Here is a 23,715-nt window from a genome sequence, read left to right on the forward strand (position 1 = left end):
TCGACCCATCCGCGGCGTATTCGGCGGGACTCCAACAAGAGTCCGGAAGCCTTTGCCTCCACTCTCCAGCCTTGCTTCAAAGGACTGCTCCGCATCCTTACTCTCACCCGAGGATGTGCTCATACACATCCCGCATCACGTCCCGCTCGGTATCCGGGATGCCCGCCAGCTCGGTCAGCAGCGCGAAGCGGCCGCCGGCTTTGTCCACCGCCTCGAAGGGCGGGTCGGTGGCGGTGAGTTCGCCCAGCCACACGGTGGCACTGCCTTCCGGCATCAGCATGCGGGAGCGGAACTCCGGATCGACGCGCAGACCACCTACCGGCAGGCCGAGGCGGCTGGCGGCCTGGTTGACCAGCGGGCCGGGGTGCGGCGAGACGATGGCCGGGTCGCCCTCGACCTCCAGGCTGGCGGCGATCACCGATTGCGGGAAGCGGACGAAGCGCAGGCGGGCGCTGGTGGCCTGCTTGTGATAGACGATGAGGGTGAGTAAGCCCATGGCATTCCATGCTGAGGCAATGCGGGAAAGGCGACCGGCGCGAGGGCGCGGTCGCCGGGAAGGTGCGGCGAGGCGGGTGTGGCGGCGCCGGGGCCGGCGGGGGCTGGTCCTGGCGGGCGCTGACGGCTCCGGCGGCACTGCGGAGGGACGCGCGCCGGCGCGCCCCCTGCCGCGCCCGCCGCTCAGGCGGTGGCAGTCGCCGCCGACAGGCGCTTGCTGGCGTCCGCCCAGGCCTTGCAGGCGTCGTAGGTGGACTGCGCGATGCCGGGAATTTCCTCGTAGCCCGCCGGTAGGCGGTCTTCGACCAGGTCGTGCAGCTGCGAAGCCCATTCCTGCGAAATGCGCTTCAGCTTCTTCACTTCCTTCTCGAGGTCCTTGATTTCCTCTTCCGTCATGGTGGTCTCCTCCGTGATCAGAGCCCGGCGACTTCCGGGTACTTGCCGATGAGTTCCAGCGCGACCGACAGGAATTTGTCGGCCTCGTCCTTCATCTTCGAGTAGCTGTCGAAGCCGAAGCGGTGCACATCGCGCAGGGTGCGGTCCAGCACTACCAGCTTGCCGACGGTGATCACGCCGCGGCCGAAGCCTTCGTGGGTGATGTTGATCATCGGCACCGCCATCAGGCCGCATTCCTTCTCGATCAGCGCGGCGATGGCGTTGTGGAAGGCCTTGACGCGGGAGATGGTGACGTCGTCCGGGTCGCCCACCACCGGGATCTGGCGGCGTTGTTCCTTGGTCAGGATGTAGGGTGCCAGCACCTTGTCGGTGGGCCAGCCGTCGTAGGTGCCGTAGCTGTCCAGCGCGCGGGTCTGGCGGTTCATCTCCTTGATGAAGTCGGTTTCGGCCAGGTCGGGGCTCAGCTCGGCCGCGGGGGCGGTGTTGGTATCGATGGTGATCATCGTGGCGACTCCTTGTCGTCGGGTTCTGTTGCAGCGGTTGGGATTTGTTCCAGCAGCGCAGGCTGCGGACGCAGGCCGGGCAGGCGGGAGAGGCGGCGCGAGAGCAGGAAGCCGGCGCCCAGGCCGCCGAAGCTGGAGAGCGCGATCGCACTCTCGGCCAGCGCGAGCTGGGAGGCGATGGCCATGCCCAGCAGCAGGCCGGCCAGCGGCAGCAGGTAGGCCACCGCGATGGCGCGGTAGGTGGTGCCGCTGTCCAGGTTCACCTGCACGGTTTCGCCCACGCGGTGGGCCTGGGCGTCGCTGGCGGGGACCACCAGTTCGGTGGCGTTGCTGCCGGCGCAAACGTGGGAGGAGCGGCAGTTGCCACAGGCCGAGGCGCGCTCGAAGCGCACCACCAGGCTGTGGTCGGCGATGGCGATCACTTCGCCGCTGCGCGTCATCATTCCTGCCAGCCCTCGGCTTCCATGGCGTCGAAGCGGCTGCTGTCCACCGGCTGGCGGGCTTTCACCGCCTTGGCCAGCCAGCCGCCGGGGCCGCTGGCGAGTTCGCCTTGCAGGTCGCCGATCAGCCGGTCTATGCAGGCGCCTTCTTCCACCCGTATCGGTTGCACGCCGGAGGCCAGCAGCTGCTTCACCGCCGAGGCGCCGACCGCCAGGCAATACACGGCGGCGCAGCCGCTGAGGGTGGCGATCTTGGCCGGCAGCTTGTTCTCGTTGCCGTCCTGCGCGGTGTCGAGGAACTCGGTGACTTCCACCAGCTGCGAGGAGCCGGGGCCGATCTCGTAGATGGCGAAGGCTTCGGTGGCGCCGAAGTGCTGGTTCACCGTGCTGCGATCGGTGCTGGCGAAGGCGACGCGCACGCCGTCCATGACCGGGGCCGCCACGTCAGTGCCCACCAGCCGCAGCTGCCGCCGGCGCGGGGTCGTTTCGCAGGTTGTATCGAGATCGATGGGGAGCGATGGACTCATGATGTTGCAACACCAGGTTGGCCAGATCGAACAGGGCTTGCCGGGTACCCCGGTAGCCCACCCATGTCTTGCAGTAGCCGCCGACCAAGTCGTATTGCGGCATGCCGGCGCGCAGCAGCGGCACGCCCAGCCGCTCGGCGGTGGCGGCTGCGTGTGAATTGGCGATGATGAGTTCTGCCTGGCCGGCGCGGGCCAGGTCTTCCAGGTCTTCCAGGTCGCCGATGTGGGCCTGGGTGGCCGGCAGGTCGGCGAGGCAGGGCGCCTTCACCGGCGCCACCGCGGCGACGATCTCGCTGCCCATGCCGTGGACCAGGGTGGCCAGCTGCAGCAGCAGGTCGGCGTCGGCGGCGATGGCGACGCGGCGCAGGCCGGTCATGAAGTGGGTGTCCACCATCGCGTCCTGCAACTGGGCGCGGTGGCGCTCCAGTTTCTCCGGCACCGGCACGCCTGCGATCTCGGCCAGCAGCGCGGTGAAGCGGTCGCAGGCCTCCAGCCCGACCAGGCCGTCGAAGCGGTGGTCGGGCACGCCGGTGCGGCTGGCGAGCACATCGGCGGCGGCGTTCAGCGAGCGGCCGACGACGATGGTGGCGCGGGCCTCGCCCAGGGTCGGCAGTTCGGATACCGGCGTGCCGCCCAGGGTCACCGGCGTGGTGTCTTCCGGGATCAGGTGGCCGTCCAGCGAGTCGGCGAGGTCGGGCACCGCCACCGGCCGCAGGTTGAACAGCTCCACCCATTCCTTGATGGCCTCGACGTCGCCCGGCGTCAGGTGGCTGCCCAGCAGCAGGTTGATCTGGCGCGGGCGGCGGCCGACGATGCCGGTGCCGGCGGTGGTGGGCACGGTGGCCTCCAGCATGCCCTTCACCGCGGCGGCGTAGCCGGTTTCCAGGCAGCCGGTGAAGTCCGGCGTGTTCACCGCCGCCACCGGGATGTGGTCGTACTGCGGGTAGCGGCTGCGGAAATCCTTGACCAGGCGATGGATGTCGGTGCCCTGGGTTTCCGACAGCGCGGTGGTGGCGAGGCCGACCAGCGCCGGCTTGCTCTTGCCGCACACGGTGGCCAGCGCCTGCACCACGTTGTCGTCGGCGTTCATCACGGTGGCGACCTGGTCCATCGCGGTGGTCTGCAGCGGCACCGGCTCGCGGAAGTGGCGCACGAAGAACACCTTGGCGAAGGCGGTGCAGCCCTGCGAGCCGTGGAAGATGGGCATGCCGCGGTTGATGCCGAGGAAGGCCAGCGCCGCGCCGGCGGGCGCGGAGGACTTCAGCGGGCTGACCGACAGGGCCTTGGGGTGGCGGACGATCTCGGCCATCGCGGCGTCCTCAGGCGGCGGCGCCGGCGGGCGCGTGGTGGTGATCGTCGTGGTCGTGGGCGTGCTCGTCCGGGCCATCGCCGGCATCCGGGCTGTCGCCCATCTCCGGCCCGGCGATCACCATGGCCTTGTTCGACCACGGCGCCGGCTTGCGCACCGCGTCCCACACCGGCGATTCCAGCGTCAGCGCCAGCTGGCGCACCAGCTCCTTCATGCCCTCGTAGCCGGCGTAGCCGAATTCCCGTTCCTGGTTGATGTCGAGGAAGGGCAGGCGGGCCTTGAGCGCGGTGTAGAGGTTGCGGCCGCCGGCGATCAGGATGTCGGCCTTGAGGTTGTACACCGCGTTCAGCAGGTCGCGGGCGCCCTCGCTCTCCAGCATGATGGTGTTGTCGCCCATCAGCTCCAGGATGCGGGCCTTGTCTTCCTCGGTGGATTTCTTGGTGCCGCTGGCGACCACGTTCATGCCCAGGTCCTGCAGCGCCGAGACCACCGACCAGGATTTCACCCCGCCGGTGAACAGCAGCACCCGCTTGCCTTCCAGCCGCGGCCGCCACACGTTCAGTTCGCCGCGCACCCGGGCCTCCTCGCGGGCGATCAGCTTCTCGGTGCGGTCGATGAGGTCGGCGTCGCCGATGATGCGGGCGATGTCGCGCAGCGCCTGCGAGGTGTCGGTGATGCCGTAGAAGCTGCCCTCGAACCAGGGCACGCCATACTGCTCTTCCATCTTGCGGGCGACGTTGATCATCGCCTTGGCACACACCAGCATGCTCACCTCGGCGCGGTGCATGGTTTGCACCTCGTGGAAGCGGGCGTCGCCGGACAGGGTACAGAGCACCCGCAGGCCCAGTTCCTCGAACAGCGGGGTGAGGTACCACAGCTCGCCGGCGATGTTGTATTCGCCGATGAGGTTGATGTTGTGGATCTTGATGCCGGGCGGGATGGCCTCCGGCGGTACCGGCTCCGGCTCGCGGGTGCCGATGACGTGCTTCACCATGGCTTCGCCGGCGATGCGGTTGCCCAGGTTCTTGGTGCCGTAGAAGCCGGCGCAGTCGATGGGCACCACCGGCACGCCCCAGCGCTCGGCGGCGGCCTTGCACACCGCCTCGATGTCGTCGCCGATCAGCGCCGGCACGCAGGTGTTGTAGACGAACACCGCCGGCGGCTGGTAACGCTCGATGGCCTGCTTGATGCCATGGAACAGGCGCTTTTCCGCCTTGCCCATGATGATGTCCTGCTCGGACAGATCGGTGGTCATGCCGATCTTGAACAGCGTGGGGCCGGACGAGCGGGTGCCGCGGTTGTCCCAGGAGTTGCCGGCACAGGCGATGGGCCCGTGCACCACGTGGGCGACGTCGGCGATGGGCAGCAGGGCGATCTGCGCGCCGTCGAAGGCGCAGCCGCCGGCGGAAGCGCCGGGCTTGGGCCGTGCGCAGCCGGATTTCTCCTTCTTGTTGTGCGCACAGGCGGGTTCGTCCATCAGGGCGGCGATATCGGAGGCTTTCATGTCGGGGGACTCCGTCGGCAGTAGTGGAGGTCGATGTGCAAGCTCCGTGCCGCCTCGATGCTTGTTCCTAAGTGGATGAAAAGAAAAAGCTATTCATGCTAGGGCGGCTGTCGCGAAGCCGACAATGTGCGGCCGGCCACACGACAGCCGCGGGGCTTACAGCGCGTAGGGCTCGTGCATCCACTGCCGCACCAGCGCGGCATCGCGTTCCGGCAGGTAGGCCAGGCCGTCTTCCAGGTCGGCGAACACTTCGGCCGTCAGGTTGCGCGGCACCCGGCGGCCGGCCAGCAGGTGGAAGTACCAGGCGAAGCCATAACCGGCGGCGCGGTCGAACTCGTGCAGCTGCTGTGCCAGCGCGGTGCCGCGGCTGGGGGTGGCGGGCGCGCTCCAGGCCGGCGCCTGGACGGCCACCGGCGAGGCGGCGTAGCGGGTCTGGCGGTAGCGGTCCAGGTGCTCGGACAGGGCCAGCACCCAGCGATCGCAGAAGCGCGTCTGCTGGCCGGCGCTGCTGGCCTGCCATTCGCCGAGGAAGCGCAGCACCGGTGCCGGCTTGCCGCTCTGTTCGGCCATGCGGCCGAGATAGGCAGCGATGTCGACCAGGCGGCGGAAGTTGTAGCGGGAGGGGCCCAGCGGCAGCGGTGGCGGGCTGTCGGCCGGGCGGTCGAGCAAGGCCTCGGCGGTGGCCGGCGTGTCGGTGATGGCGGTGAGGCGGTGGCTGGCGACTTCCTGCAGCTCCTCGATCTCCAGCTGCAGGTAGTCTGCCGGGCCGCTGCCCCAGGGGGCGACGAAGTAATGGCTCACGCCCTGCTCCAGCGTCACCGTGAGGCCGGCGTCGACATGGCGTTCGAGGAACACGTCGCCATCCTCACCGCACTCGGCCCAGGCCTGCTCCAGCCAGGCCAGCGCATCGTCGGCCACCGTGGCGCCGCTGGCGTCCAGGATGCGGCCGGGCCGGAACCAGCCGCCGCGCGACAGCCGCGGCACGAACTCCGGGCCGCCCTCGCGCCGCAGGGCGTCGAGCAGGGCGGCGTGCCCCGGCACCGGGGCAACGGTGGCGCTCAGGCGGAACACCGTCTCGGTCAGCGTGGCGGGAAACTTGCCGCTGTCGGCCGCGGTGGCGGAAACGGGCAGGGTGGCGGGGGCGTCGGTCATGGCGCGGTCCTCGGTTAGGCGTGGTGCATCGGAAACGGGTGGGGCGCGGGCGCCCTCAGGTCGGGCCGGCGGCGAGGCGCTCGGCGGCGAGCAGGCGGACGTCCGGTTCGGGGTCGTCCAGCACCGCGGAGAGCGCCTCCAGCGGGGCCTGCTGCACGGCGGCGGCGCGTACCAGCCACTCCGGGTCGGCGAGCAGCTGGGCGGCGTCGGCCGGCAACATGCGGCTGGCCGCCAGGGCGCGCACTTCCGGCTCCGGGTCGGCGGCGAGCTTGCTCAGGGCGAAGGCCGGCAGGCGGCGGGCGATCTCCTTGCGCACCGCCGGATCGGGGTCGTCCACCATCTGCGGCAGCTGGCCGTGGGGCAGGCGGCGGGCGACATGGATGCGCACGCCGTAGTCCGGGTCGTGCAGCATGCGGGCGAGGCCGGCCGGCGGCATGCGGGTGGCGACGGTGATGCGCACCTCGCGGTCGGGGTCGCGCGCCATGCGCTCCAGCACCGCGCCTTCGGCCCGCACCGCCACCGCGCGGCGCACCACTTCATCCTCGTCGCGCTCCAGCCGCATCGCCGCGTCCTGCGGCGCATAGCGCACGGCGATGGCGCGCCGCTCCCAGAAGGGATCGTCCAGGCAGAACTCCGCCCATTCGGGATTGCGCGCGAGGAAGCGGTCGATCTGGCGCCCGCTGTAGACGAACAGACAGGCGTCGCCCGGCCCGCAGCGGCCCTTGGGCAGGGTGTCCTCGCGCAGCTCGCACTGCGTACAGGGGTTGGCGGGGGGCGCGTAGTCGCCGTGGCCAGCCGGCGGGGCGTCGGATTGGTAGTCCAAGGCGATGGGGAGCGTGCGCTCTGCGTAGGTGGGTTGACGTTCGCCGATGCCAGCCGCAAGCGGCATGCCAGCTGCGATAAGCCTTTGTCCTTCAAGGTTTGGCCACCTGCCGGCCGATGGTTTTGGGGGAATTGCGACAAAGCGCGGGGTGGATTGTGGCGATTGCGCTAGAGGCGGCCTGCCGCCGGTGGCGAACGTGCCAGCCCGCGACGCCGGCCGGCCGCCGCTGTCCGATTCTCGGACGCCCGCTTTGCCTTCTCCGCCCGGCGACGGCTGCCCAAGCCGCGCCGGGCCTGGGCCTGCGCCCCCGCTTCCGGTTTGGCGCGGCCTTTGCAATGGTAGGAGCAAGCGCTGCCACAGGCGCCGTCGATTCCACAGGAGACTGCAATGCGATCAGCGCTTTCGCGCCAAGGCCGGCCGGGCGGGGCAAGGCCATGACGGACATCAGGCTGCGGGGGATTCCCGCCTTCGACGACAACTACATCTGGTTGATGAGCCTGGGCCGGCAGGCGGTGGTGGTGGACCCCGGCGACGCCGCGCCGGTGCTGGCGGCGCTGGAGGGCGGCGGGCTGAAGCTGCGGGCGGTGCTGCTCACCCACCACCATGCGGACCATGTCGGCGGCGTCGCCGGCCTGGTGGCGGACCACCCGGTGCCAGTGTACGGGCCCGCGCTGGAAGGCATTTCCACGGTTACCCGGCCGTTGAAGGACGGCGACCGGCTGGCGCCCTTCGACGGCCACGCCGGCTTCGAGGTGCTGGCAGTGCCCGGCCATACCCGCGGCCACATCGCCTATTACGACGGCGCGCGCCTGTTCTGCGGCGACACCCTGTTCCCCTGCGGCTGTGGCCGGGTGTTCGAGGGCACCCTGGCGCAGATGCATGCCTCGCTGGCGCGGCTGGCAGCGCTGCCGCCGGCCACCCAGGTTTACTGCGCCCATGAGTACAGCCTGGCCAACGCCCGCTTCGCCCTCGCGGTGGAGCCGGACAACCGTGCGCTGCAGGCGCGCCAGCGCTGGATGGCGGCGCGGCGCGAAGCCGGCCTGCCCACCGTGCCCTCGCTGCTGCACGACGAGCTGGACACCAACCCCTTCCTGCGCTGCGGCGCCGCCTCGGTACGCGAGCGGGTGGCCGCCCGCGGCGGCCGCATGCCGGCGGATGAGGCGGAAACCTTCGCGCTGCTGCGGGAGTGGAAGAACGTGTTCTAGGCCGGCGGGCCGCGTCGCGTTTTCGGACAGCGCCGCGGCATCGCCGCCGCCGGGGCGTCCGATTCTCGGACAGGGCGGCCGGGCTTCCCGTCAGCTGGCAGCGATCCGTCAAATAAAGTCATTTAAATACAGTTGGTTGTTTCATCTTCTCCTCGCCTGCGCGGCATGGCTTGGAAGTTGCTGAGCAGGCGGCACAGCGCAGTCCATGCGCGGGAGGAGACGATGAAAGCAGCCAACAGAGAGGCGGCGGGGGCGGGCATCCCCGCCGGGGCCGGAGTGCGGCCATGCTGAGCGCGGCCGAACTGGCGGAATGCAGACCGCATGCGCTGGACCTCGCCGGCCGGGCGCACTGGCGGGTGCGGCTGGTGGCGGAGCTGGTGGAGATCAACGCCATGCATCTGCGCGCCGAAACCCGCCGCGCCGGCGCCGACATCGAGCTGCAGGGGGCGCTGGAGCAGGGCTCGCTGCTGCGCGGCGCCGGCGCGGTCACCGAGTTGCGCCAGGCGCTGAGCGCCGCCGAGGCGCAGCTGGACGCGCTGGAACAGCAGCGCGAGGAACTGCTGGCCATGCTGGATGCGGTCAATGCCGCCGAGGCCGGCGGGAGGCTGTCATGAGCGCCGCGCCGGAGCGCCTGCCGGTCACCGTGCTCACCGGCTTCCTCGGCGCCGGCAAGACCACCCTGCTCAACCACCTGCTGCGCACTAGCGGCCGGCGCTACGCCGTCATCGTCAATGAGTACGGCGAGATCGGCATAGACGGCGAGCTGGTGGTCGGCGCCGAGGAAGAGGTGCTGGAACTCAACAACGGCTGCATCTGCTGCAAGGTGCGCGGCGACCTCATCCGGGTGGTCGGCGGCTTGCTCAAGCGCCGCGGCCGCTTCGACGGCATCCTGATCGAGACCACCGGCCTGGCCGACCCGGCGCCAGTGGTGCAGTCCTTCATGGCGGACGACGAGATCCGCCAGTCCGCGCGGGTGGATGGCGTGGTCTGCGTGGTCGATGCCCGCCACTTCCTCGCCAGCCTGGCGCGCACCCGCGAGGCCGGCGTGCAGCTCGCCCACGCCAGCTGCGTGGTGGTGAACAAGGCCGAGCTGGCGGAGGCCGACACGCTGGCGGCGGTGGAGGCGGAGATCGCCCGCCTCAACCCCGGCGCCAGCCTGCTGCGCAGCGTGGGCGGCGCGGTGCCGGCGGCGCAACTGCTGGACCAGGGCGCTTTCGAACTGCCGCGGCTGGCGCTGCCGGCCGGCGGCGAGCGCTACTACCGGGCGGTGGCGCCCGGCCGCCACAGCGCCGGGCTGGAGTGCGTGTCGGTGGTGCTGCAGCGGCCGCTGGAGCGCCAGCGCTTCCTCGGCTGGCTGCAGCGGCTGGTGGCCGAATGCGGCGACCGCCTGCTGCGCAGCAAGGGCATCGTCGCCCTCGCCGGCGCGGAGCGGCGCTTCGTCTTCCAGGGCGTGCACATGATGATGGACAGCGACTTCGACCGCCCCTGGCACAGCGGTGAGGCGCGCGACAGCCGGCTGGTGTTCATCGGCCACGACCTCGCCGGCCTGGCGCTGCAGGCCGGGCTGGACGCCTGTCAGGTGGCGGCATGAACGCGCCCGCCGCAATGCCGCCGCTGCTGGAGCTGCTGGGCGAGCGCTGGCGGCTGGAGGTGCCGGTGGTGGCGCTGGCCTGGGCGCGCCGGGGAGGCCGGGTGGCCTTCGCCCTGGGCGACGGCGCGGTGGCGCTGGGCGGCCCGCTGCAGCCGCGCGGCGGTCGGCCGCCGGCGGTGCCGCGCGAGCTGCAGCGCGTTCCCGCCCATGAGGGCGCCTGCCTGGCGCTGGCGGCCGGCGCCGACGGCTGCTTCCTCAGCGGCGGCGACGATGGCCGCCTGCTGCGCATCCTGCCGCCGCGCGCCTACGCCGAGGAACTGGCGCGCCATCCCGGCGAGTGGCTGGACCGGGTCGCCGCCGGCGCCCGCGGCCTGCGCGCCTGTGCCAGCGGCAAGCGGGTGTGGCTGCAGGGGCCGGAGCTGGAGGACGAGGTGATCGAGCTGGCGCTGCCCAGCGGTGTCACCGCGCTGGCCTTCGATCCTGCTGGCGGCAGGCTGGCCATCGCCGGCCACGGCGGCGTTTCCCTGTGGTCGGCGGCGGACCGCTCGCTGCGCCGGCTGGACGCGCCCGGCTATCACCGCAGCCTGGCCTGGAGCGCAGACGGCCGCTTCCTCGCCAGCGGCCTGCAGGAGAACGCGGTGGGCTGCTGGCGGCTGGGCGACGGCCGCCATTTCCTGTTCGAAGGCCACGCCGGCCAGCCGCGCGGCCTCGCCTTCGCCGCCCGCGGCCATCTGCTCGCCGCCGGCGGCGGCCCCATGGTGGCCGGCTGGGATCTGGACCAGCGGCGGCCGGCCGCCGGCCGCATCGAGTTCGGCTACCCCAGCCGGGTGCCGGTCACCGCGCTGGCCTGGCATCCGGTGCGGGCGGTGGCGGCGGTGGGCTACCACAACGGCGCGGTGCTGCTGTGCCGGCCGGGCGGGCAGCACAGCAGCCTGTTCGTCAAAGGCTCGGGCGGCGGGCCGGTGGACGCGCTGGCCTGGGCGCCGGATGGCGGCGCGCTGGCGCTGGGCACGCAGCAGGGCGAGGCCGCGGTGGTGGCGGTACCGGCCGAAATCCTGACCATGGCCCGCGCGGCCTGAGGCGGTGCGGGCCGGACAAGACAACAAGTCACACCCATAAGAAACCAAGAGGAGACAGCGATGGACAAGCAGACCTTCACCCCCGGCGCCCAGGACATGGCCGAAGCCGACGCCAAGGACGCCTTCTTCGAGCAGGTGGCGGCGATCTCGGAACAGATGATCGCCGCCTACGGCCGCGACTTCGCCATGGGCGTGCTGCTGCTGGCGGCGCGCTACATCGCGCAGAACCGGCCGGCCGAGGCCGAGCCGCCGCAGATCGTCACCCAGCCCTGAGGACCGCACCCCGCGCAGCCGCGGGGCCGGCCGAGCACGGCGCGAACCGGGAGACAGCGCGCCGGCCCCGCAGAGGGCCGCGCCGCATCGCGGGTGGCTACGCCTGCCCGCGCACGCCAACAGCTAGAGGAGTCGAAGATGGCTATACACAGCCAAGGGGAAGTCATGCCCGGCGCGCGGCGCACGCTGGAGCCTGGCGGGGGATCGCCGGGCCGGCCGGCGGCGGGCGCGCTGGGCGCCGCAGCGCGTGCCGCCGGCCTGGCGGCGGGCCTGGCCGCGGCCAGCAGCGGTGCCTGGGCGCTGGAGATGGACGCCGGCGACGATACCGCGCTGCCGGAAGGCACCAATCTGGCGGTGCTCTACTACCAGCATGTGGAGCGCGACCGCCTCTATGTGGACGGCGACAAGGCGCCGGGCCGCAACAAGCTGGATTCGGACATCGGCATCGCCCGCTTCGTGCACTACACCAAGTTCGCCGGCATGACGATCAACCCCCAGTTCCTGCTGCCCTTCGGCCGCATGCACCTGGGCGGCGACCTTTCCGGCAGCGCCAGCGGCGTCGGCGATCTCATCCTCGCCTCGGTGTTCTGGCTGGTGGAAAAGCCGGAGAGCAACACCTACTTCGCCATCACGCCCTACGTCTACCTGCCCACCGGCAACTACGACAAGAACGATGCCCTCAACCTCGGCGAGAACCGCTGGAAGGGCACGCTGCAGCTGGGCTACATCACCGGCCTCACCGACAAGCTGCTGCTCGACCTCTATGCCGACGTCACCGTGTTCGGCAACAACAACGAGTACGGCCCCAACTCCGCCACGCTGAAGCAGGACCCGCTGTACCAGGTGCAGGGCTGGCTGCGCTACAAGCTCAGCGACGCCTGGGACGTGCGCGCCGGCTACTTCCACACCTGGGGCGGCGAAACCAAGGTGGATGGCGTATCCAGCGACGACCGCGTGCGCACCTCCAAGTACCAGGTGGGCACCGCCTGGTTCTACGAGCCTAAGGGTCAGCTGATCTTCACCTACGGCCAGGACGTGGCGGTGGAGAACGGCTTCCGCGAGCGCAGCCGGCTCAACTTCCGCTGGCTGAAACTGTTCTGAGGCGAGCGCTGGCCGAGACGATCCCGTTCGCGCCCCGGGTGGGCGCCTGGTGCCGGGGCAGCCGCCCCGGCGCCCTTTTTCTTCCGCTTCCCTTTCCGCTTTTTTCCGCCACGGCCCCAGGGCGCCGCCGGCGCATGCCAAGGAGTTCCGCAATGTCCCGACTCGCCGCTCTCTCGCTCAGCATCGGTCTGCTCGGCGGTTTCGCCACCTGGCTCTTCCTCACCGTGGGCGGGGTGCTCATCTGGGCCGCCTTCGTCGCCTGGGGCTGCTACTTCCAGGCCGGCGGCAACGCTCAGGCGCTGCGCAGCACCCTGGTGTGCAACACCTTCGGCGCCGCCGTGGCCTGGCTGGCCGCCATCGTCATCCTCGCCGTGCCGCTGGGCGAGCTGCTGACCCCGCCGGGCTGGGCGGCGGCGGTGGTGTTCGCCACCGCCTGGCTGGTGTGCATGGCCGCCGGCATTCCGGCGCTGGCCACCATCCCCGCCAGCTTCTACGGCTACGCCAGCGCCTTCGCCTTCCTGCTGCAGACGCCGGAGAAGATGAACCTGGCGGCGCTCACCAGCCCGGGGCTGGAGAACGCCTTCATCGTCACCGCCCTGTCCATGGCCCTGGGCGCACTGTTCGGCTACGCCTCCGGCCGCCTGGGCGGGGCGTTGATGGCGCGGGCGGCCTGAGGCGCGGCGCATGGCTACCCGGCTGCGTCCCAGAATCGGTCAGCGCCGGCCGGCCGGCGTCCCAAAGCGGGACGCGGCAGCGGCCGGGGCGTGGCCGTTCTGGCTCGTGTCCGGGCTGCCCTGCAGCCTGCCCGCGGCCCCGCAAGCCCGGCGGCGCAAGGCGAAGGGGCGCTGGGTGATGTGAGCAGGGGCGCCGCGGCCATCGCGCCGCCGCCCTGGTCCGCCTCTTGCGATGGCGGCGGAAAAACGTGGCCCGCCCGCTGGAGGCGAGTCCGACCGGAGGAGAGCCGAGCATGCTGCGCTTGTGGTGCTGCGTCCTGTTCTGTCTGTCGCTGCTGGCGCCAGCCTGCCGTGCCGCGCCACCGCTGGAGGTGGTGACCACGCTGGCGCAGATCGCCGAGCCGCTGGGCTGGATCGCCGGCCCGCGCGCCCGCGTCAGCAGCCTGCTGGGGGCGGGCGTCGATCCCCATCTCTATCGCCCCACCCGCAGCGACGTCGCCCGCCTCGCCACGGCCGACCTGGTGTTCTACAACGGCCTGCACCTGGAAGCGCAGATGGAGGGCATGCTGCAGGCGCTGGCGGCGCGCAAGCCGGTGGTGGCGCTGGCGGACGGGGTGGAGGCCTCGCGGCTGCGCGGCGCCGGCGCATCACCCTCCGCCGCAGCGCGCGATCCCCACCTGTGGATGGACCCGGCGCTGTGGCGCAGCGCGCTGGAGCATGCGGTGGCAGCGCTGATCGCCGCCGATCCGGCCGGCGCCGAGGGCTACCGCAGCCGCGCCCGCGCTTACTTCCTGCGCCTGCAGCGGCTGCAGGCCTACGTCACCCGGGTGATGGCGACGGTGCCGGCGCAGTCGCGGGTGCTGGTCACCGCGCATGACGCCTTCGGCTACTTCGGCCGCGCCTTCGATCTGGAAGTGCTGGCCATCCAGGGCCTGAGCACCGAGAGCGAGGCCGGCCTGCGCCGCATCGAGGAGCTGGTGGAGGTGCTGGTCAGCCGCCGCATCGCCGCGGTGTTCGTCGAAAGCTCGGTGTCGCCGCGCAGCGTGCAGGCGCTGATAGACGGTGCCGCCGCCCGCGGCCACCGGGTGCGCATCGGCGGCGAGCTGTACTCGGATGCCATGGGGCCGCCCGGCGACTACACCGGCAGCTACCTGGGCATGCTGGATCACAACGCCTCCACCATCGCCCGCGCCCTGGGCGGCCGGGTGCCGGCCGGCGGCCTGCGTGGCGAACTGGCGGAAATGGCCGGCGCGGCGCCGCCGGCCGCCGCGCGCTGAGCCGGAGCCCCGCCCATGGTGGCCCTGCTCAAATTCAGCCCGCGCCGGCCGCCACCGCCGCCGCTGTCGCGCAGCCCGCTGGCGGTGCAGGGCCTCACCGTCGCCTATGGCGGCGAGCCGGTGCTGCGCGGGGTGGATTTCGTTGCGCCGGAGGCGGCGCTGGTGGCGGTGGTCGGCCCCAACGGCGCCGGCAAATCCACCTTCCTCAAGGCGGTGCTCGGCCTGCAGCCGCGGCTGGCCGGCCGCATCTCCTGTTACGGCTACCCGGTGGAGCGCCAGCGCCGCCTCATCGCCTACGTGCCCCAGCGCAGCAGCGTGGATTGGGATTTCCCTGCCTCGGCGCTGGACGTGGTGGCGATGGGCCTGTACCGCCGCATCGGCTGGTGCCGGCCGGTGGGCGCCCGCCACCGCGAACAGGCGCTGGCCTGCCTGGCGCAGGTGGGCATGGCCGACTTCGCCCGGCGCCAGATCGGCCAGCTCTCCGGCGGCCAGCAGCAGCGGGTCTTTCTCGCCCGCGCGCTGGCGCAGGACGCCCGCCTCTACCTGATGGACGAGCCTTTCGCCGGCGTGGATGCCGCCACCGAGCGCGCCATCATCGAGGTGCTGCGCAGCCTGCGGCAGCGCGGCCGCACCGTGCTGTGCGTGCACCACGACCTGCACACCGCGCCGGACTACTTCGAGCACCTGCTGCTGCTCTCCGGCCGGGTGGTGGCGGCCGGCGCCATGGCCGAGGCCTGTACCGCGGCGGCGCTGGAAGAGGCCTACGGCGTGCGCCTGCCGGCCGGCGGCGCGGCCGTGGGGCGCGCAGGCTAGGGCGGGCGCGGCGGGAGATGAACATGACCGCCCGGCTCGTCGATCTCCTGCTGCTGCGCGCCGGCTACAACAGCGCGGTGGTGGTGGCCGGCGCCGCCGCGCTGGGGCTGGCGGCCGGCGTCGTCGGCAGCTTCGTGCTGCTGAGGCGACGGGTGCTGGTCAGCGACGCCATCGGCCATGCGGCGCTGCCGGGCGTGGCGCTGGCCTTCCTCGCCGGCGTGGCGCTCACCGGCAGCGGCCGCCATTTCGGCCTGTTGCTGCTGGGCGCCGTCGCCTCCGGCACGCTGGGGGTGCTGCTGGTGCAGGCGATACGCGACCACACCCGGCTGCCGGAAGACAGTGCCATCGCCACCGTGCTCAGCCTGTTCTTCAGCGTCGGCGTGGTGCTGCTGTCCCACATCCAGACCCTGCCGGCCGGCGGGCAGGCCGGCCTCAACGCCTTGCTGCTCGGTTCGGCCGCCACCATGAGCCTGGACGAAGCCCGGCTGGTGGGCGGCGCGGCGCTGGCGGTGGTGGCGGCCTGCGCGCTGCTGACCAAGGAATTCGGCCTGCTGTGCTTCGACGCCGGCTACGCCGCCGCGCTGGGCTGGCCGGTGCGCCGGCTGGACTTGATGTTGTCCCTGCTGTTGCTGGCGGTGGTGGCGATAGGGCTGAAGACGGTGGGCCTGATCCTGATCGTCGCGCTGGTGGCGCTGCCGCCGGTGGCGGCGCGCTGCTGGACCGACCGACTGGGGCGGATGGCGGCGCTGTCCGGCGGTTTCGGCGCGCTGGCCGCCTGGCTGGGCGCGGCGGCTTCCTCGCTGTGGCCGCGGCTGCCCACCGGTGGCCTCATCGTGCTGGTGGCCGGCGGCCTGCTCATGCTCTCGCTGCTGTGCGGGCCGGCGCGCGGGCTGTCGGCGCGGCGGCGGAGCCGGCCGCCGTGAGCGCCACCGAAGCCTTCCTGAGCATAGACCTGCCGGCATTGCTGGCGGCGATGCTGGCGGCGCTGGCCTGCGCGCTGCCGGGCAACTTCCTGGTGCTGCGGCGGCAGGCGCTGATGGGCGACGCGATGTCGCATGTGGTGCTGCCGGGTATCGTCTGCGCCTATCTGGCGGTGGGGGACATCCTGCCGCTGGCGATGGTGGCCGGCGCGCTGGGCGCGGCGCTGCTGGCGGTGGCGCTGATCCACCTGCTGCAGCGCCTGGGGGGGCTGGAGCCGGGCGCGGCGATGGGCGTGGTGCTCACCCTGATGTTCGCCGCCGGCCTGGTACTGCTGGAGCAGAGCGGCGCCAGCGGCGCCCACCTGGACGTGGAGCATGCGCTCTACGGCAACCTGGAAGGCACGCTATGGCTGGGGCCGCGCCAGTGGGCGGACCTGCTGGACCCGGCCAGCTACCGCAACCTGCCGCGGGTGCTGGGCACGCTGGCGCTGGTGGCGGCGGCGATGGTGGTGCTGGCGGTGCTGTTCTTCAAGGAGCTGGCGGTGACCACCTTCGACCCCGGCTTCGCCGCCGGCCTGGGCATCTCCAGCCGGGCGATCAGCCTGGGCCTGCTGGGCATGACCGCGCTGGCGGCGGTGGCGGCCTTCGAGGCGGTGGGCTCCATCATCGTCATCGCCATGTTCGTCTGCCCGGCGGCCACCGCCCGCATGCTCACCGACCGCCTGTCGCGGCAGCTGTGGCTGAGCGCGTTTTTCGCCCTGCTGGCCGGTGCCGGCGGTTACTGGCTGGCGGCCTTCCTGCCGCCCTTCCTGGGCCATCCGCAGGCGCTCAACGCGGCCGGCATGGTCGGCGCTACGGCTGGCGGCATGCAGTGCGCCGCCATGCTGCTGGCGCCGCGCTACGGCGTGCTGCCGCGGGCCTGGCGGGCACACTGGCGGAGGCAGGCGGCGACCGCCGCGGAGCGGGGGCGCGCGGGATGAGGATCGCCGTCGTGGCCGCGCCGTTTGCCGTGCCGCGCGGTGGCGCCGCAGCCCTTTCCGCCCTTCCTTTCGCGGCCGCCAGCCGCATTTCCGCCGCCGGTTTTTCCGCCCGTGCTTTCCGTTTCCCGGCAGCAGGAAAAGCCCGCTGGGCGCCCGTCCCAAAATCGGACGAGGCCCGTTGCGGCCGAGTCGCAGAACACAACATGCTGCAGTGCATGAAGCCGGCTTTTGGCCGGTTTTTCGCCGAAAAAGCCTGCAAAACGGCCCGGATGCGAGCTGGCACGCATGTCGCTAAAGAAGTTGCAGCTCGATCGGCGACGGTTGCGCGGGCCAGGGCGGCAGGAGGCTCCGGCGGCGATCGGCACGCTGCGCGTTCCCAGCGGACGCCCACACCAATACGAGAGTGAAAGGAGACTGGAATGACTGCTGGATTGACCCTGAACAAGATCACCTCCCAGCGGGGTGTGAGCATCGGCGAGGCGGCCCGCCGCATCGCCGACCTCGGGTGGAATCCGTCCTACGTGCAGGAGGCGATGACCTTCCCGACCGACTACAAGATCGGCCGGCAGCCCAAAGATCCGATGAAGCAGGTGCTGCGCTCCTACTTCCCGATGCAGGAGGAGAAGGACAACCGCGTCTATGGCGCGCTGGACGCAGCGCTGCGCGGCGACATGTTCCGCAACGTGGAGGCGCGCTGGGTGGAGTGGATGAAGCTCTTTCTGGCGATCATCCCCTTCCCGGAGATTTCCGCCGCGCGCTCCATGTCCATGCTCGCGCGGCTGGCGCCGGGCGAGGAGCTGCGCACCGGCTTCACCATGCAGATGATCGACGAGTTCCGCCATTCCACCATCCAGATGAATCTGAAGAAGTGGTACATGGAGAACTACATCGACCCCGCCGGCTTCGACATCACCGAAGCCGCCTTCGGCAAGTGCTACGCCACCACCATCGGCCGCCAGTTCGGCGAAGGCTTCCTGACCGGTGACGCGGTGACCGCGGCCAACGTCTACCTGCAGGTGGTGGCGGAAACCGCCTTCACCAACACGCTGTTCGTGGCCATGCCGTCCGAAGCCGCCCGCAACGGCGACTACGCGCTGCCCACGGTGTTCCTGTCGGTGCAGTCGGACGAAAGCCGCCACATCGGCAATGGCCACTCGCTGCTGATGTCCATCCTCAACGATCCGGACAACCACCTGCTGCTGGAGCGCGACCTGCGTTACGCCTTCTGGCAGAACCACTGCATCATCGATGCGGCGGTGGGCACCCTGATCGAATACGGCACCACCAACCGCGATAAGAGCAAGGAGTCCTACGTCGAGCTGTGGCACCGCTGGATCTACGAGGACTACTACCGCACCTACATGCTGCCGCTGGAGAAGTACGGCATCAAGGTGCACCACGACGACGTCGCCGCCGCCTGGGACCGGCTGGTGAAGAAGAACTACCACCACAAGGTCGCCCAGTTCTTCTCCGTCGGCTGGCCGGTGAACTTCTGGCGCATCGAGGCCCAGACCGACAAGGACTTCGAGTGGTTCGAGCACAAGTACCCCGGCTGGTACGCCGAGTTCGGCGACTACTGGCGCTGGTACGGCAAGAAGAGCGTGCCGGGCGAGACGCCGATGCTGTTCGACCAGGAGAACGGCTATGTATATCCGCACCGCTGCTGGAGCTGCATGGTGCCCTGCCTGATCCGCGAGGACTTCGTCGTCGATGAGGTGGACGGCAAGCTCTACACCTACTGCTCCGAGCTGTGCCGGTGGACCCACAAGGTGGCCTTCAGCGCCGAGTACGAGGGCCGTTCCACCCCGGCGATGGGCCGCTTCAGCGGCCGCCGCGAGTGGGAAGAGTGCTACCACGGTTGGGACCTGGCGGACTGCATCAAGGACCTCGGCTTCGTCCGCTCCGACGGCAAGACGCTGGTGCCGCAGCCGCACCTGCGCTTCGACGACAAGGAGATGTGGACCCTGGACCACGTCAAGGGCAACACCATCCAGAGCCCGCTCGTCTTGCTGCGCAACATGACGCCGGAGCAGCGCGAGAAGCACATCGCCGACTACCGCGCCGGCTTCACCATCCGGCCCTTCCAGTAAGCAAGCCCGAAGGGCACGGGCGCAGCCGCGTCCGTGCCCCCAAGCCCGCCCCTCGCCCGCGGCCTGCGCGCCAGCGCCCGGCCGCGGGCGGAGAGGAAGAACACGGAAGAACAGCAAGGAAGATCAGCATGTCCGAAACCCCTGTACACATCGTCCGCTTCGAACCGGTCGGCGTCGAGATGGAGGTCGCCGAAGGCGAGACCGTGCTCGACGCCGCCTTCCGCCAGGGCGTGGCCGTGATGCACGGCTGCAAGGAAGGCCAGTGCAGCAGCTGCAAGGCGCTGCTGCTCGAGGGCGACATCGAGTTGCTCAAGTACTCCACCTTCGCGCTGCCCGACTATGAGCGCGACTCCAACCGCGTGCTGCTGTGCCGCACCCTGGCCTACAGCGACATCACGGTGGAGCTGCTGAACTACGACGAAGACCTGATGCGCCGCTCCATCGCGGTCAAGGACTTCGCCGCCAAGGTGGTGGGCATACAGGCGCTCACCCACGACATCCGCCGGCTGGAGGTGGAGCTGGACCAGCCCATCCGCTTCTGGGCCGGCCAGTTCGTGGACGTCACCCTGCCGGAGAAGGGCATCACCCGCTCCTACTCCATGGCCAGCGTGCCCAGCAGCCCCGGCCGGGTGTCCTTCATCATCAAGAAGTACCCGGACGGCGCCTTCTCCAACGAGTTGGACCACGGCCTCAAGCCGGGCGACCCGGTGCGCATCAAGGGCCCTTACGGCGGCTGTTTCCGCCGCGAGGAACGGCCTGGCCCGATGGTGCTGGTGGGGGGCGGCTCCGGCATGTCGCCGCTGTGGTCCATCCTCAACGACCACATCGAGAGCGGCGAGCGCCGGCCGGTGCGCTTCTTCTACGGCGCCCGCACCCGGCGCGACCTGTTCTACCTCGAACAGTTCGCCGAGTTCGAACGCACGCTGCCCGACTTCCGCTTCATCCCGGCGCTGTCCGCCGCCGAGCCGGAAGACGCCTGGAACGGCGAAACCGGCTTCATCCACGAGGTGCTCGCCCGCCGGCTGCGGGAGGAAGGCTTCGACGGCGAGGCCATAGACGCCTACACCTGCGGCCCGGCACCCATGATCGACGCGGTGACCCCGGTGCTGCAGATGGCCGGCGTGCCGCCCGACCAGATGTTCTTCGACAAATTCACCCAGGCCGTGCGCTGAGGCCAGGGCAGCAGGGACCGTCCCGCAGCACCCATCCACACCGCAATACCAGGAGACTCACGTGAACGCATTCACCCAGGAAGCCATCGCCCAGCCCCCCCGATCCGGCGCCGCAGGCGCCGCGCAGTTCGCCGGCTGGGACAGCCGCAAGTACACCTACTACAAGCCCAAGGGCCGCCACGCCACCCACTACGAAGACGTGACGGTGGACGTGCAGCCGGACCCGAAGCGCTACCTGCTGCAGGACTTCATCATCTCCTTCCCCGACGGCACGCCGACCTACTCCGAGAACTGGACGGCCGCCAAAAGCTCGGACTGGCACCAGTTCCGCGCGGTGGACGAGGAATGGGAGCGCACCCACTACCAGCGCCAGTCCACCATCTGCGGAATGATAGGCAACGTGGTGGAGAACGCCCGCCGCGCCGGCGCCCCCAAGCGCCTGGACCGCACCTGGGTGAAAGTGCTGGAGCAGTACCTGGGCGCCTACAAGCACGCCGAGTTCGGCCTGGGGATGGCGACCATGCACGCCCAGCGCTACGGCTACACCCAGATGATCAACAGCGCCATCCTCACCAACTCCTCCTACAAGCTGCGCTTCGCCCAGGACCTGACCCTTTACCTGGCCGAGCTGGCGCTGGACCTGCCGGAGATCAACCTCGACCTCGGCAAGCAGCACTGGCTGGAGAACCCGGCCTGGCAGGGCACCCGCGAGGCGGTGGAAGCCATCAACGGCACCAGCGACTACCTGGAGAAGTACTTCGCGGTGAACCTGGTGTTCGAGCCGCTGGTGGCCGAGCTGGTGCGCAGCGGCTTCTTCATGCAGGTGGCGGCGGCGCAGGGCGACTTCACCACGCCGACGGTGATCTCCGCCGCCGAGGGCGACTACCAGCGCAACCTCGCCAACACCGCCGAGCTGGTGCACATCCTGAGCCAGGACGCGGAGCACGGCGCCCACAACCGCGCCCTGTTCAACCGCTGGCTGGCCGAGCACGGCAAGCGTGCCCTCGCCGCCGCCCGCCAGCTGCAGCCGATGTGGTCGCTGCCCCACCACAAGGTCGCCCAGTTCCCGGAAGCGCTCAACCGCGCGCTTGAGCGCATCCGCAGCATCACCGGCGAACTCGGCCTCGAACTGCCGGCCGAGCTGAAGGCCGCCTGAGCGCCTCGCAAGCCGGGCCCGCCGGCCCGGCGCCTCCCTTTCTCCCCTCCCTTATCGAGGACAGAGCATGAGCACCTATCACAACGACAACATCTTCCAGTCCCTCAAGGACGTGAAGTTCAACCAGACCATCTCCCACCAGTGCGGCGTGACCATGAACGACAGCGTGGAAGCGCGCGCCATCGCCGAACTGATGGCGACCAAGCCGGGCATCAAGGTCACCTACCTGCCGGCCATGATCCGCATCGACGGCGAAGGCAAGATCGAATTCAGCATGCCGGAGATCACCGAGGCCTTGGGCCGGGAGATGACGCCGCACATGTTCGAGATCTTCACCTCCACCCACTACGGCCGGATGGTGATGCTGGACGACGACACCGTGGTGCTGTTCGGCGACATGGACGCCGCGCTGGCCTACGAGTAAGCGCCGCCGCGCCCCGCGTCCGCCCTGGCGCGCGGGGCCGCCGCGGACAATGCACCGGATAACGCAGCCAGCAAGGCTGCGACCGAGGAGGAGAGAGACATGCCCAACATCATGCTGCATGACGACGAGGCCCGCGCCGCCCTGGCGCGCGGCGTCGCCAAGATGGCCCGCGCGGTGCGCGGCACCCTGGGGCCGCGCGGAATGAACGCCATCATCGACCGCCCCATAGGCACGCCCATCATCTCGCGCGACGGCGTCAGCATCGCCGCCGAGATCGAACTGGAAGATCCCTTCGAGAACATCGGCGCCCAGGTGCTGCGCGAAGTCTCGCGCCAGACCAACGAGGTCGCCGGCGATGGCACCACCACCGCCACCGTGCTGGCCGACGCCCTGGTGCAGGACGGCCTCGCCTGTGTGCAGGCCGGCGCCCGCCCGGTGGAACTGGTGAAGGGGCTGGAGCTGGCGGTGGAGGAAACCATGGCGGTGCTCAAGGCCATGGCGATCCCGGCGCGCGGCCGCGACGACGTGTTCGCGGTGGCGGTGGTGGCCGCCAATGAGGAAAGCACCGGCGCGCTGGTGGCCGAGGCGCTGGAGCGGGTGGGCCAGGACGGCATCGTGGACGTGGAATACGGCACCACGGTGGAGACCACGCTGGAGGTGCTGGACGGCATGGCCTTCGACCGTGGCTACCTCTCTCACCACATGGTCACCGACGTCGAGAAGATGCAGGTGGTGCTGGACGAGCCCTACATCCTGATGACCGACCAGCGCCTGCAGAGCCAGGAGGAAGTGGCGCTGCTGCAGCGCCTGCTCGCCGGCAGCAAGCGGCCGCTGCTCATCATCGCCGAGGAAGTGGCGCCGGCCTGCGTGGTCAGCCTGATGGCCTGGCGCGAGAAGAGCGGCGTGCCGGTGGCCGCCATCCACCCGCCGGAGTACGGCCACTGGCGCAAGTCCATGCTGGAGGACATCGCCATCGTCACCGGCGGCAAGGTGGTGGCGCGCGACCTCGGCGGCATGCTGAGCGACGTCACCCTGGCCGACCTCGGCAGCGCCCGGCAGGTGCGCATCTCCGCCAACCAGACGGTGGTGTCCGGCGGCGGCGGCAGCCACGAGGCCATCGCCGCCCGGCGCAAGCAGGTGCAGCGCCAGTACGAGCTGGCGCCGCAGAACATCGAGCGCGACAAGTTCCAGGACCGCCTCGCCAAGCTCACCGGCGGCACCGCGCTCATCCTCGCCGGCGGCGCCACCCCGGTGGAGCAGAAGCGCCGGGTGCTGCTGATCGAGGACGCCATCCACGCCGCCCGCGCCGCCATCGCCGAAGGCATCGTGCCCGGCGGCGGCACCACCCTGCTGCAGGCCGCCGGCCGGCTGGAGGAACTGGCGGCGCGCACCAGCGGCGGCGTGCAGCAGGGCGTGAAACTGCTGCAGCGCGCGCTATCGCGGCCGCTGTACCACATCGCCGCCAACGCCGGCCTGGATGGCCGGCAAGTGGTGGACCAGGCGATGCGCGCCCAGCCCGGCCACGGCCTGGACGTGCGCAGCGGCGACTTCGTCGATCTGATCGCGGCGGGGGTGATAGACCCGGTGCGGGTGAGCTACACCGCGGTGCGCAACGCCGCCTCGGTGGCCGGCCTCATCCTCACCACCCAGACCCTGGTGGCGAAGAAGCCGGAGGTGGTGGACCCGACGGCTGGACCGGCCACGGGTGGCGGCGCCGAGCACTACGGACGCGACTGAGCTGGCACGCGCCCTTCGCGTTTCGTTCCCCGGGGAGAACCGCGAGCTTCCCCCCGGGGTCTTTCGTGCAAGCT

25 protein-coding genes are annotated in these 23,715 nt (G+C 70.8%); 16 read left to right on the forward strand and 9 right to left on the reverse strand.

Going from position 1 to position 23,715, the window contains the following annotated elements; all coding sequences use genetic code 11:
- Nucleotides 1-103: 103 nt before the first annotated feature.
- The 9 genes from C7389_RS07605 to C7389_RS07645 all read right to left on the reverse strand — a co-directional run bounded on the left by C7389_RS07605 (nucleotide 104) and on the right by C7389_RS07645 (nucleotide 7,215).
- A complete protein-coding gene (locus C7389_RS07605; RefSeq protein WP_133589995.1) occupies nucleotides 104-496 on the reverse strand; it encodes a hypothetical protein in 393 nt (130 codons plus the stop codon).
- Nucleotides 497-678: 182 nt separating this feature from the next.
- On the reverse strand, nucleotides 679-891 hold the full coding sequence (locus tag C7389_RS07610) for a CCE_0567 family metalloprotein (RefSeq protein ID WP_133589997.1): 213 nt from the start codon (nucleotides 889-891) through the stop codon (nucleotides 679-681).
- Between the two features lie 17 nt (nucleotides 892-908).
- Nucleotides 909-1,394: a NifX-associated nitrogen fixation protein gene (locus C7389_RS07615; RefSeq protein ID WP_133589999.1), complete on the reverse strand. Its 486-nt coding sequence runs from the start codon at nucleotides 1,392-1,394 to the stop codon at nucleotides 909-911.
- The gene (locus tag C7389_RS07620; protein WP_133590001.1) at nucleotides 1,391-1,837 is read right to left on the reverse strand and encodes a SoxR reducing system RseC family protein; all 447 of its coding nucleotides are present in this window, start codon (nucleotides 1,835-1,837) and stop codon (nucleotides 1,391-1,393) included. The genes C7389_RS07615 and C7389_RS07620 overlap by 4 nt, the downstream gene beginning before the upstream one ends.
- Nucleotides 1,834-2,277 (reverse strand): NifB/NifX family molybdenum-iron cluster-binding protein, encoded by a 444-nt coding sequence (locus C7389_RS07625; protein ID WP_246034674.1) that lies wholly within the window; start codon nucleotides 2,275-2,277, stop codon nucleotides 1,834-1,836. Before C7389_RS07625 ends, C7389_RS07620 begins: the two co-directional genes overlap by 4 nt.
- A gap of 1 nt (nucleotide 2,278) precedes the next feature.
- Nucleotides 2,279-3,748, reverse strand: a complete 1,470-nt coding sequence (nifN, locus tag C7389_RS07630; protein ID WP_246034675.1) for a nitrogenase iron-molybdenum cofactor biosynthesis protein NifN — start codon at nucleotides 3,746-3,748, stop codon at nucleotides 2,279-2,281.
- Nucleotides 3,681-5,174 carry a nitrogenase iron-molybdenum cofactor biosynthesis protein NifE gene (nifE, locus tag C7389_RS07635; protein WP_133590004.1) on the reverse strand — a complete coding sequence of 498 codons (1,494 nt, stop codon included), beginning with the start codon at nucleotides 5,172-5,174 and terminating at the stop codon, nucleotides 3,681-3,683. Before nifE ends, nifN begins: the two co-directional genes overlap by 68 nt.
- 156 nt (nucleotides 5,175-5,330) lie before the next feature.
- The gene (locus tag C7389_RS07640; protein WP_133590006.1) at nucleotides 5,331-6,326 is read right to left on the reverse strand and encodes a hypothetical protein; all 996 of its coding nucleotides are present in this window, start codon (nucleotides 6,324-6,326) and stop codon (nucleotides 5,331-5,333) included.
- Between the two features lie 55 nt (nucleotides 6,327-6,381).
- The gene (locus tag C7389_RS07645; RefSeq protein ID WP_133590008.1) at nucleotides 6,382-7,215 is read right to left on the reverse strand and encodes a 4Fe4S-binding leucine-rich repeat protein; all 834 of its coding nucleotides are present in this window, start codon (nucleotides 7,213-7,215) and stop codon (nucleotides 6,382-6,384) included.
- Between the two features lie 368 nt (nucleotides 7,216-7,583).
- Between C7389_RS07645 and gloB the strand changes: the two genes are divergently transcribed.
- The 16 genes from gloB to groEL all read left to right on the forward strand — a co-directional run bounded on the left by gloB (nucleotide 7,584) and on the right by groEL (nucleotide 23,641).
- Nucleotides 7,584-8,354 (forward strand): hydroxyacylglutathione hydrolase, encoded by a 771-nt coding sequence (gene gloB, locus C7389_RS07650; RefSeq protein WP_133590010.1) that lies wholly within the window; start codon nucleotides 7,584-7,586, stop codon nucleotides 8,352-8,354.
- A 284-nt stretch (nucleotides 8,355-8,638) separates the two neighbouring features.
- Nucleotides 8,639-8,968: a MerR family transcriptional regulator gene (locus C7389_RS07655; protein WP_133590012.1), complete on the forward strand. Its 330-nt coding sequence runs from the start codon at nucleotides 8,639-8,641 to the stop codon at nucleotides 8,966-8,968.
- On the forward strand, nucleotides 8,965-9,945 hold the full coding sequence (locus tag C7389_RS07660; protein WP_133590014.1) for a CobW family GTP-binding protein: 981 nt from the start codon (nucleotides 8,965-8,967) through the stop codon (nucleotides 9,943-9,945). Before C7389_RS07655 ends, C7389_RS07660 begins: the two co-directional genes overlap by 4 nt.
- Complete coding sequence (locus C7389_RS07665) at nucleotides 9,942-11,024, forward strand: WD40 repeat domain-containing protein (protein WP_133590016.1); 1,083 nt, start codon at nucleotides 9,942-9,944, stop codon at nucleotides 11,022-11,024. The genes C7389_RS07660 and C7389_RS07665 overlap by 4 nt, the downstream gene beginning before the upstream one ends.
- Nucleotides 11,025-11,084: 60 nt before the next feature.
- On the forward strand, nucleotides 11,085-11,297 hold the full coding sequence (locus C7389_RS07670; RefSeq protein ID WP_133590018.1) for a hypothetical protein: 213 nt from the start codon (nucleotides 11,085-11,087) through the stop codon (nucleotides 11,295-11,297).
- Nucleotides 11,298-11,435: 138 nt separating this feature from the next.
- Nucleotides 11,436-12,398, forward strand: a complete 963-nt coding sequence (locus C7389_RS07675; RefSeq protein ID WP_133590020.1) for a transporter — start codon at nucleotides 11,436-11,438, stop codon at nucleotides 12,396-12,398.
- 152 nt (nucleotides 12,399-12,550) lie between these two features.
- A complete protein-coding gene (locus tag C7389_RS07680; protein ID WP_133590022.1) occupies nucleotides 12,551-13,072 on the forward strand; it encodes a DUF1097 domain-containing protein in 522 nt (173 codons plus the stop codon).
- A gap of 293 nt (nucleotides 13,073-13,365) precedes the next feature.
- Nucleotides 13,366-14,349, forward strand: a complete 984-nt coding sequence (locus C7389_RS07685) for a metal ABC transporter solute-binding protein, Zn/Mn family (protein WP_133590024.1) — start codon at nucleotides 13,366-13,368, stop codon at nucleotides 14,347-14,349.
- 15 nt (nucleotides 14,350-14,364) lie between these two features.
- Nucleotides 14,365-15,162 carry a metal ABC transporter ATP-binding protein gene (locus tag C7389_RS07690; protein ID WP_133590026.1) on the forward strand — a complete coding sequence of 266 codons (798 nt, stop codon included), beginning with the start codon at nucleotides 14,365-14,367 and terminating at the stop codon, nucleotides 15,160-15,162.
- 23 nt (nucleotides 15,163-15,185) lie between these two features.
- Nucleotides 15,186-16,085 (forward strand): metal ABC transporter permease, encoded by a 900-nt coding sequence (locus tag C7389_RS07695; protein ID WP_133590027.1) that lies wholly within the window; start codon nucleotides 15,186-15,188, stop codon nucleotides 16,083-16,085.
- Nucleotides 16,082-17,062 carry a metal ABC transporter permease gene (locus tag C7389_RS07700; RefSeq protein ID WP_246034676.1) on the forward strand — a complete coding sequence of 327 codons (981 nt, stop codon included), beginning with the start codon at nucleotides 16,082-16,084 and terminating at the stop codon, nucleotides 17,060-17,062. The genes C7389_RS07695 and C7389_RS07700 overlap by 4 nt, the downstream gene beginning before the upstream one ends.
- A gap of 419 nt (nucleotides 17,063-17,481) precedes the next feature.
- Complete coding sequence (locus tag C7389_RS07705) at nucleotides 17,482-19,152, forward strand: aromatic/alkene/methane monooxygenase hydroxylase/oxygenase subunit alpha (RefSeq protein ID WP_133590029.1); 1,671 nt, start codon at nucleotides 17,482-17,484, stop codon at nucleotides 19,150-19,152.
- A gap of 128 nt (nucleotides 19,153-19,280) precedes the next feature.
- Nucleotides 19,281-20,324, forward strand: coding sequence for an FAD-binding oxidoreductase (locus C7389_RS07710; RefSeq protein WP_133590031.1), 1,044 nt, complete (start codon nucleotides 19,281-19,283; stop codon nucleotides 20,322-20,324).
- 61 nt (nucleotides 20,325-20,385) lie between these two features.
- A complete protein-coding gene (locus C7389_RS07715) occupies nucleotides 20,386-21,480 on the forward strand; it encodes an aromatic/alkene monooxygenase hydroxylase subunit beta (RefSeq protein ID WP_133590033.1) in 1,095 nt (364 codons plus the stop codon).
- A 67-nt stretch (nucleotides 21,481-21,547) separates the two neighbouring features.
- Nucleotides 21,548-21,904, forward strand: a complete 357-nt coding sequence (locus tag C7389_RS07720; protein ID WP_133590035.1) for an MmoB/DmpM family protein — start codon at nucleotides 21,548-21,550, stop codon at nucleotides 21,902-21,904.
- Between the two features lie 99 nt (nucleotides 21,905-22,003).
- Entirely contained in the window at nucleotides 22,004-23,641 is a 1,638-nt protein-coding gene (groEL, locus tag C7389_RS07725; protein WP_133590037.1) for a molecular chaperone GroEL, read from the forward strand.
- The last annotated feature ends 74 nt before the right edge of the window (nucleotides 23,642-23,715 follow it).

The organism is Azoarcus indigens, from assembly GCF_004361735.1.
Classification (GTDB): domain Bacteria; phylum Pseudomonadota; class Gammaproteobacteria; order Burkholderiales; family Rhodocyclaceae; genus Azoarcus; species Azoarcus indigens.

Excerpts from the sequence above, each read along its gene's own strand:
- C7389_RS07605 (WP_133589995.1), bottom strand. The coding sequence starts at position 496 with ATGGGCTTACTCACCCTCATCGTCTATCACAAGCAGGCCACCAGCGCC.
- C7389_RS07610 (WP_133589997.1), bottom strand. The coding sequence starts at position 891 with ATGACGGAAGAGGAAATCAAGGACCTCGAGAAGGAAGTGAAGAAGCTG.
- C7389_RS07615 (WP_133589999.1), bottom strand. The coding sequence starts at position 1,394 with ATGATCACCATCGATACCAACACCGCCCCCGCGGCCGAGCTGAGCCCC.
- C7389_RS07620 (WP_133590001.1), bottom strand. The coding sequence starts at position 1,837 with ATGATGACGCGCAGCGGCGAAGTGATCGCCATCGCCGACCACAGCCTG.
- nifN (WP_246034675.1), bottom strand. The coding sequence starts at position 3,748 with ATGGCCCGGACGAGCACGCCCACGACCACGACGATCACCACCACGCGC.
- nifE (WP_133590004.1), bottom strand. The coding sequence starts at position 5,174 with ATGAAAGCCTCCGATATCGCCGCCCTGATGGACGAACCCGCCTGTGCG.
- C7389_RS07640 (WP_133590006.1), bottom strand. The coding sequence starts at position 6,326 with ATGACCGACGCCCCCGCCACCCTGCCCGTTTCCGCCACCGCGGCCGAC.
- C7389_RS07645 (WP_133590008.1), bottom strand. The coding sequence starts at position 7,215 with ATGCCGCTTGCGGCTGGCATCGGCGAACGTCAACCCACCTACGCAGAG.
- gloB (WP_133590010.1), top strand. The coding sequence starts at position 7,584 with ATGACGGACATCAGGCTGCGGGGGATTCCCGCCTTCGACGACAACTAC.
- C7389_RS07655 (WP_133590012.1), top strand. The coding sequence starts at position 8,639 with ATGCTGAGCGCGGCCGAACTGGCGGAATGCAGACCGCATGCGCTGGAC.
- C7389_RS07660 (WP_133590014.1), top strand. The coding sequence starts at position 8,965 with ATGAGCGCCGCGCCGGAGCGCCTGCCGGTCACCGTGCTCACCGGCTTC.
- C7389_RS07665 (WP_133590016.1), top strand. The coding sequence starts at position 9,942 with ATGAACGCGCCCGCCGCAATGCCGCCGCTGCTGGAGCTGCTGGGCGAG.
- C7389_RS07670 (WP_133590018.1), top strand. The coding sequence starts at position 11,085 with ATGGACAAGCAGACCTTCACCCCCGGCGCCCAGGACATGGCCGAAGCC.
- C7389_RS07675 (WP_133590020.1), top strand. The coding sequence starts at position 11,436 with ATGGCTATACACAGCCAAGGGGAAGTCATGCCCGGCGCGCGGCGCACG.
- C7389_RS07680 (WP_133590022.1), top strand. The coding sequence starts at position 12,551 with ATGTCCCGACTCGCCGCTCTCTCGCTCAGCATCGGTCTGCTCGGCGGT.
- C7389_RS07685 (WP_133590024.1), top strand. The coding sequence starts at position 13,366 with ATGCTGCGCTTGTGGTGCTGCGTCCTGTTCTGTCTGTCGCTGCTGGCG.
- C7389_RS07690 (WP_133590026.1), top strand. The coding sequence starts at position 14,365 with ATGGTGGCCCTGCTCAAATTCAGCCCGCGCCGGCCGCCACCGCCGCCG.
- C7389_RS07695 (WP_133590027.1), top strand. The coding sequence starts at position 15,186 with ATGACCGCCCGGCTCGTCGATCTCCTGCTGCTGCGCGCCGGCTACAAC.
- C7389_RS07705 (WP_133590029.1), top strand. The coding sequence starts at position 17,482 with ATGACTGCTGGATTGACCCTGAACAAGATCACCTCCCAGCGGGGTGTG.
- C7389_RS07710 (WP_133590031.1), top strand. The coding sequence starts at position 19,281 with ATGTCCGAAACCCCTGTACACATCGTCCGCTTCGAACCGGTCGGCGTC.
- C7389_RS07720 (WP_133590035.1), top strand. The coding sequence starts at position 21,548 with ATGAGCACCTATCACAACGACAACATCTTCCAGTCCCTCAAGGACGTG.
- groEL (WP_133590037.1), top strand. The coding sequence starts at position 22,004 with ATGCCCAACATCATGCTGCATGACGACGAGGCCCGCGCCGCCCTGGCG.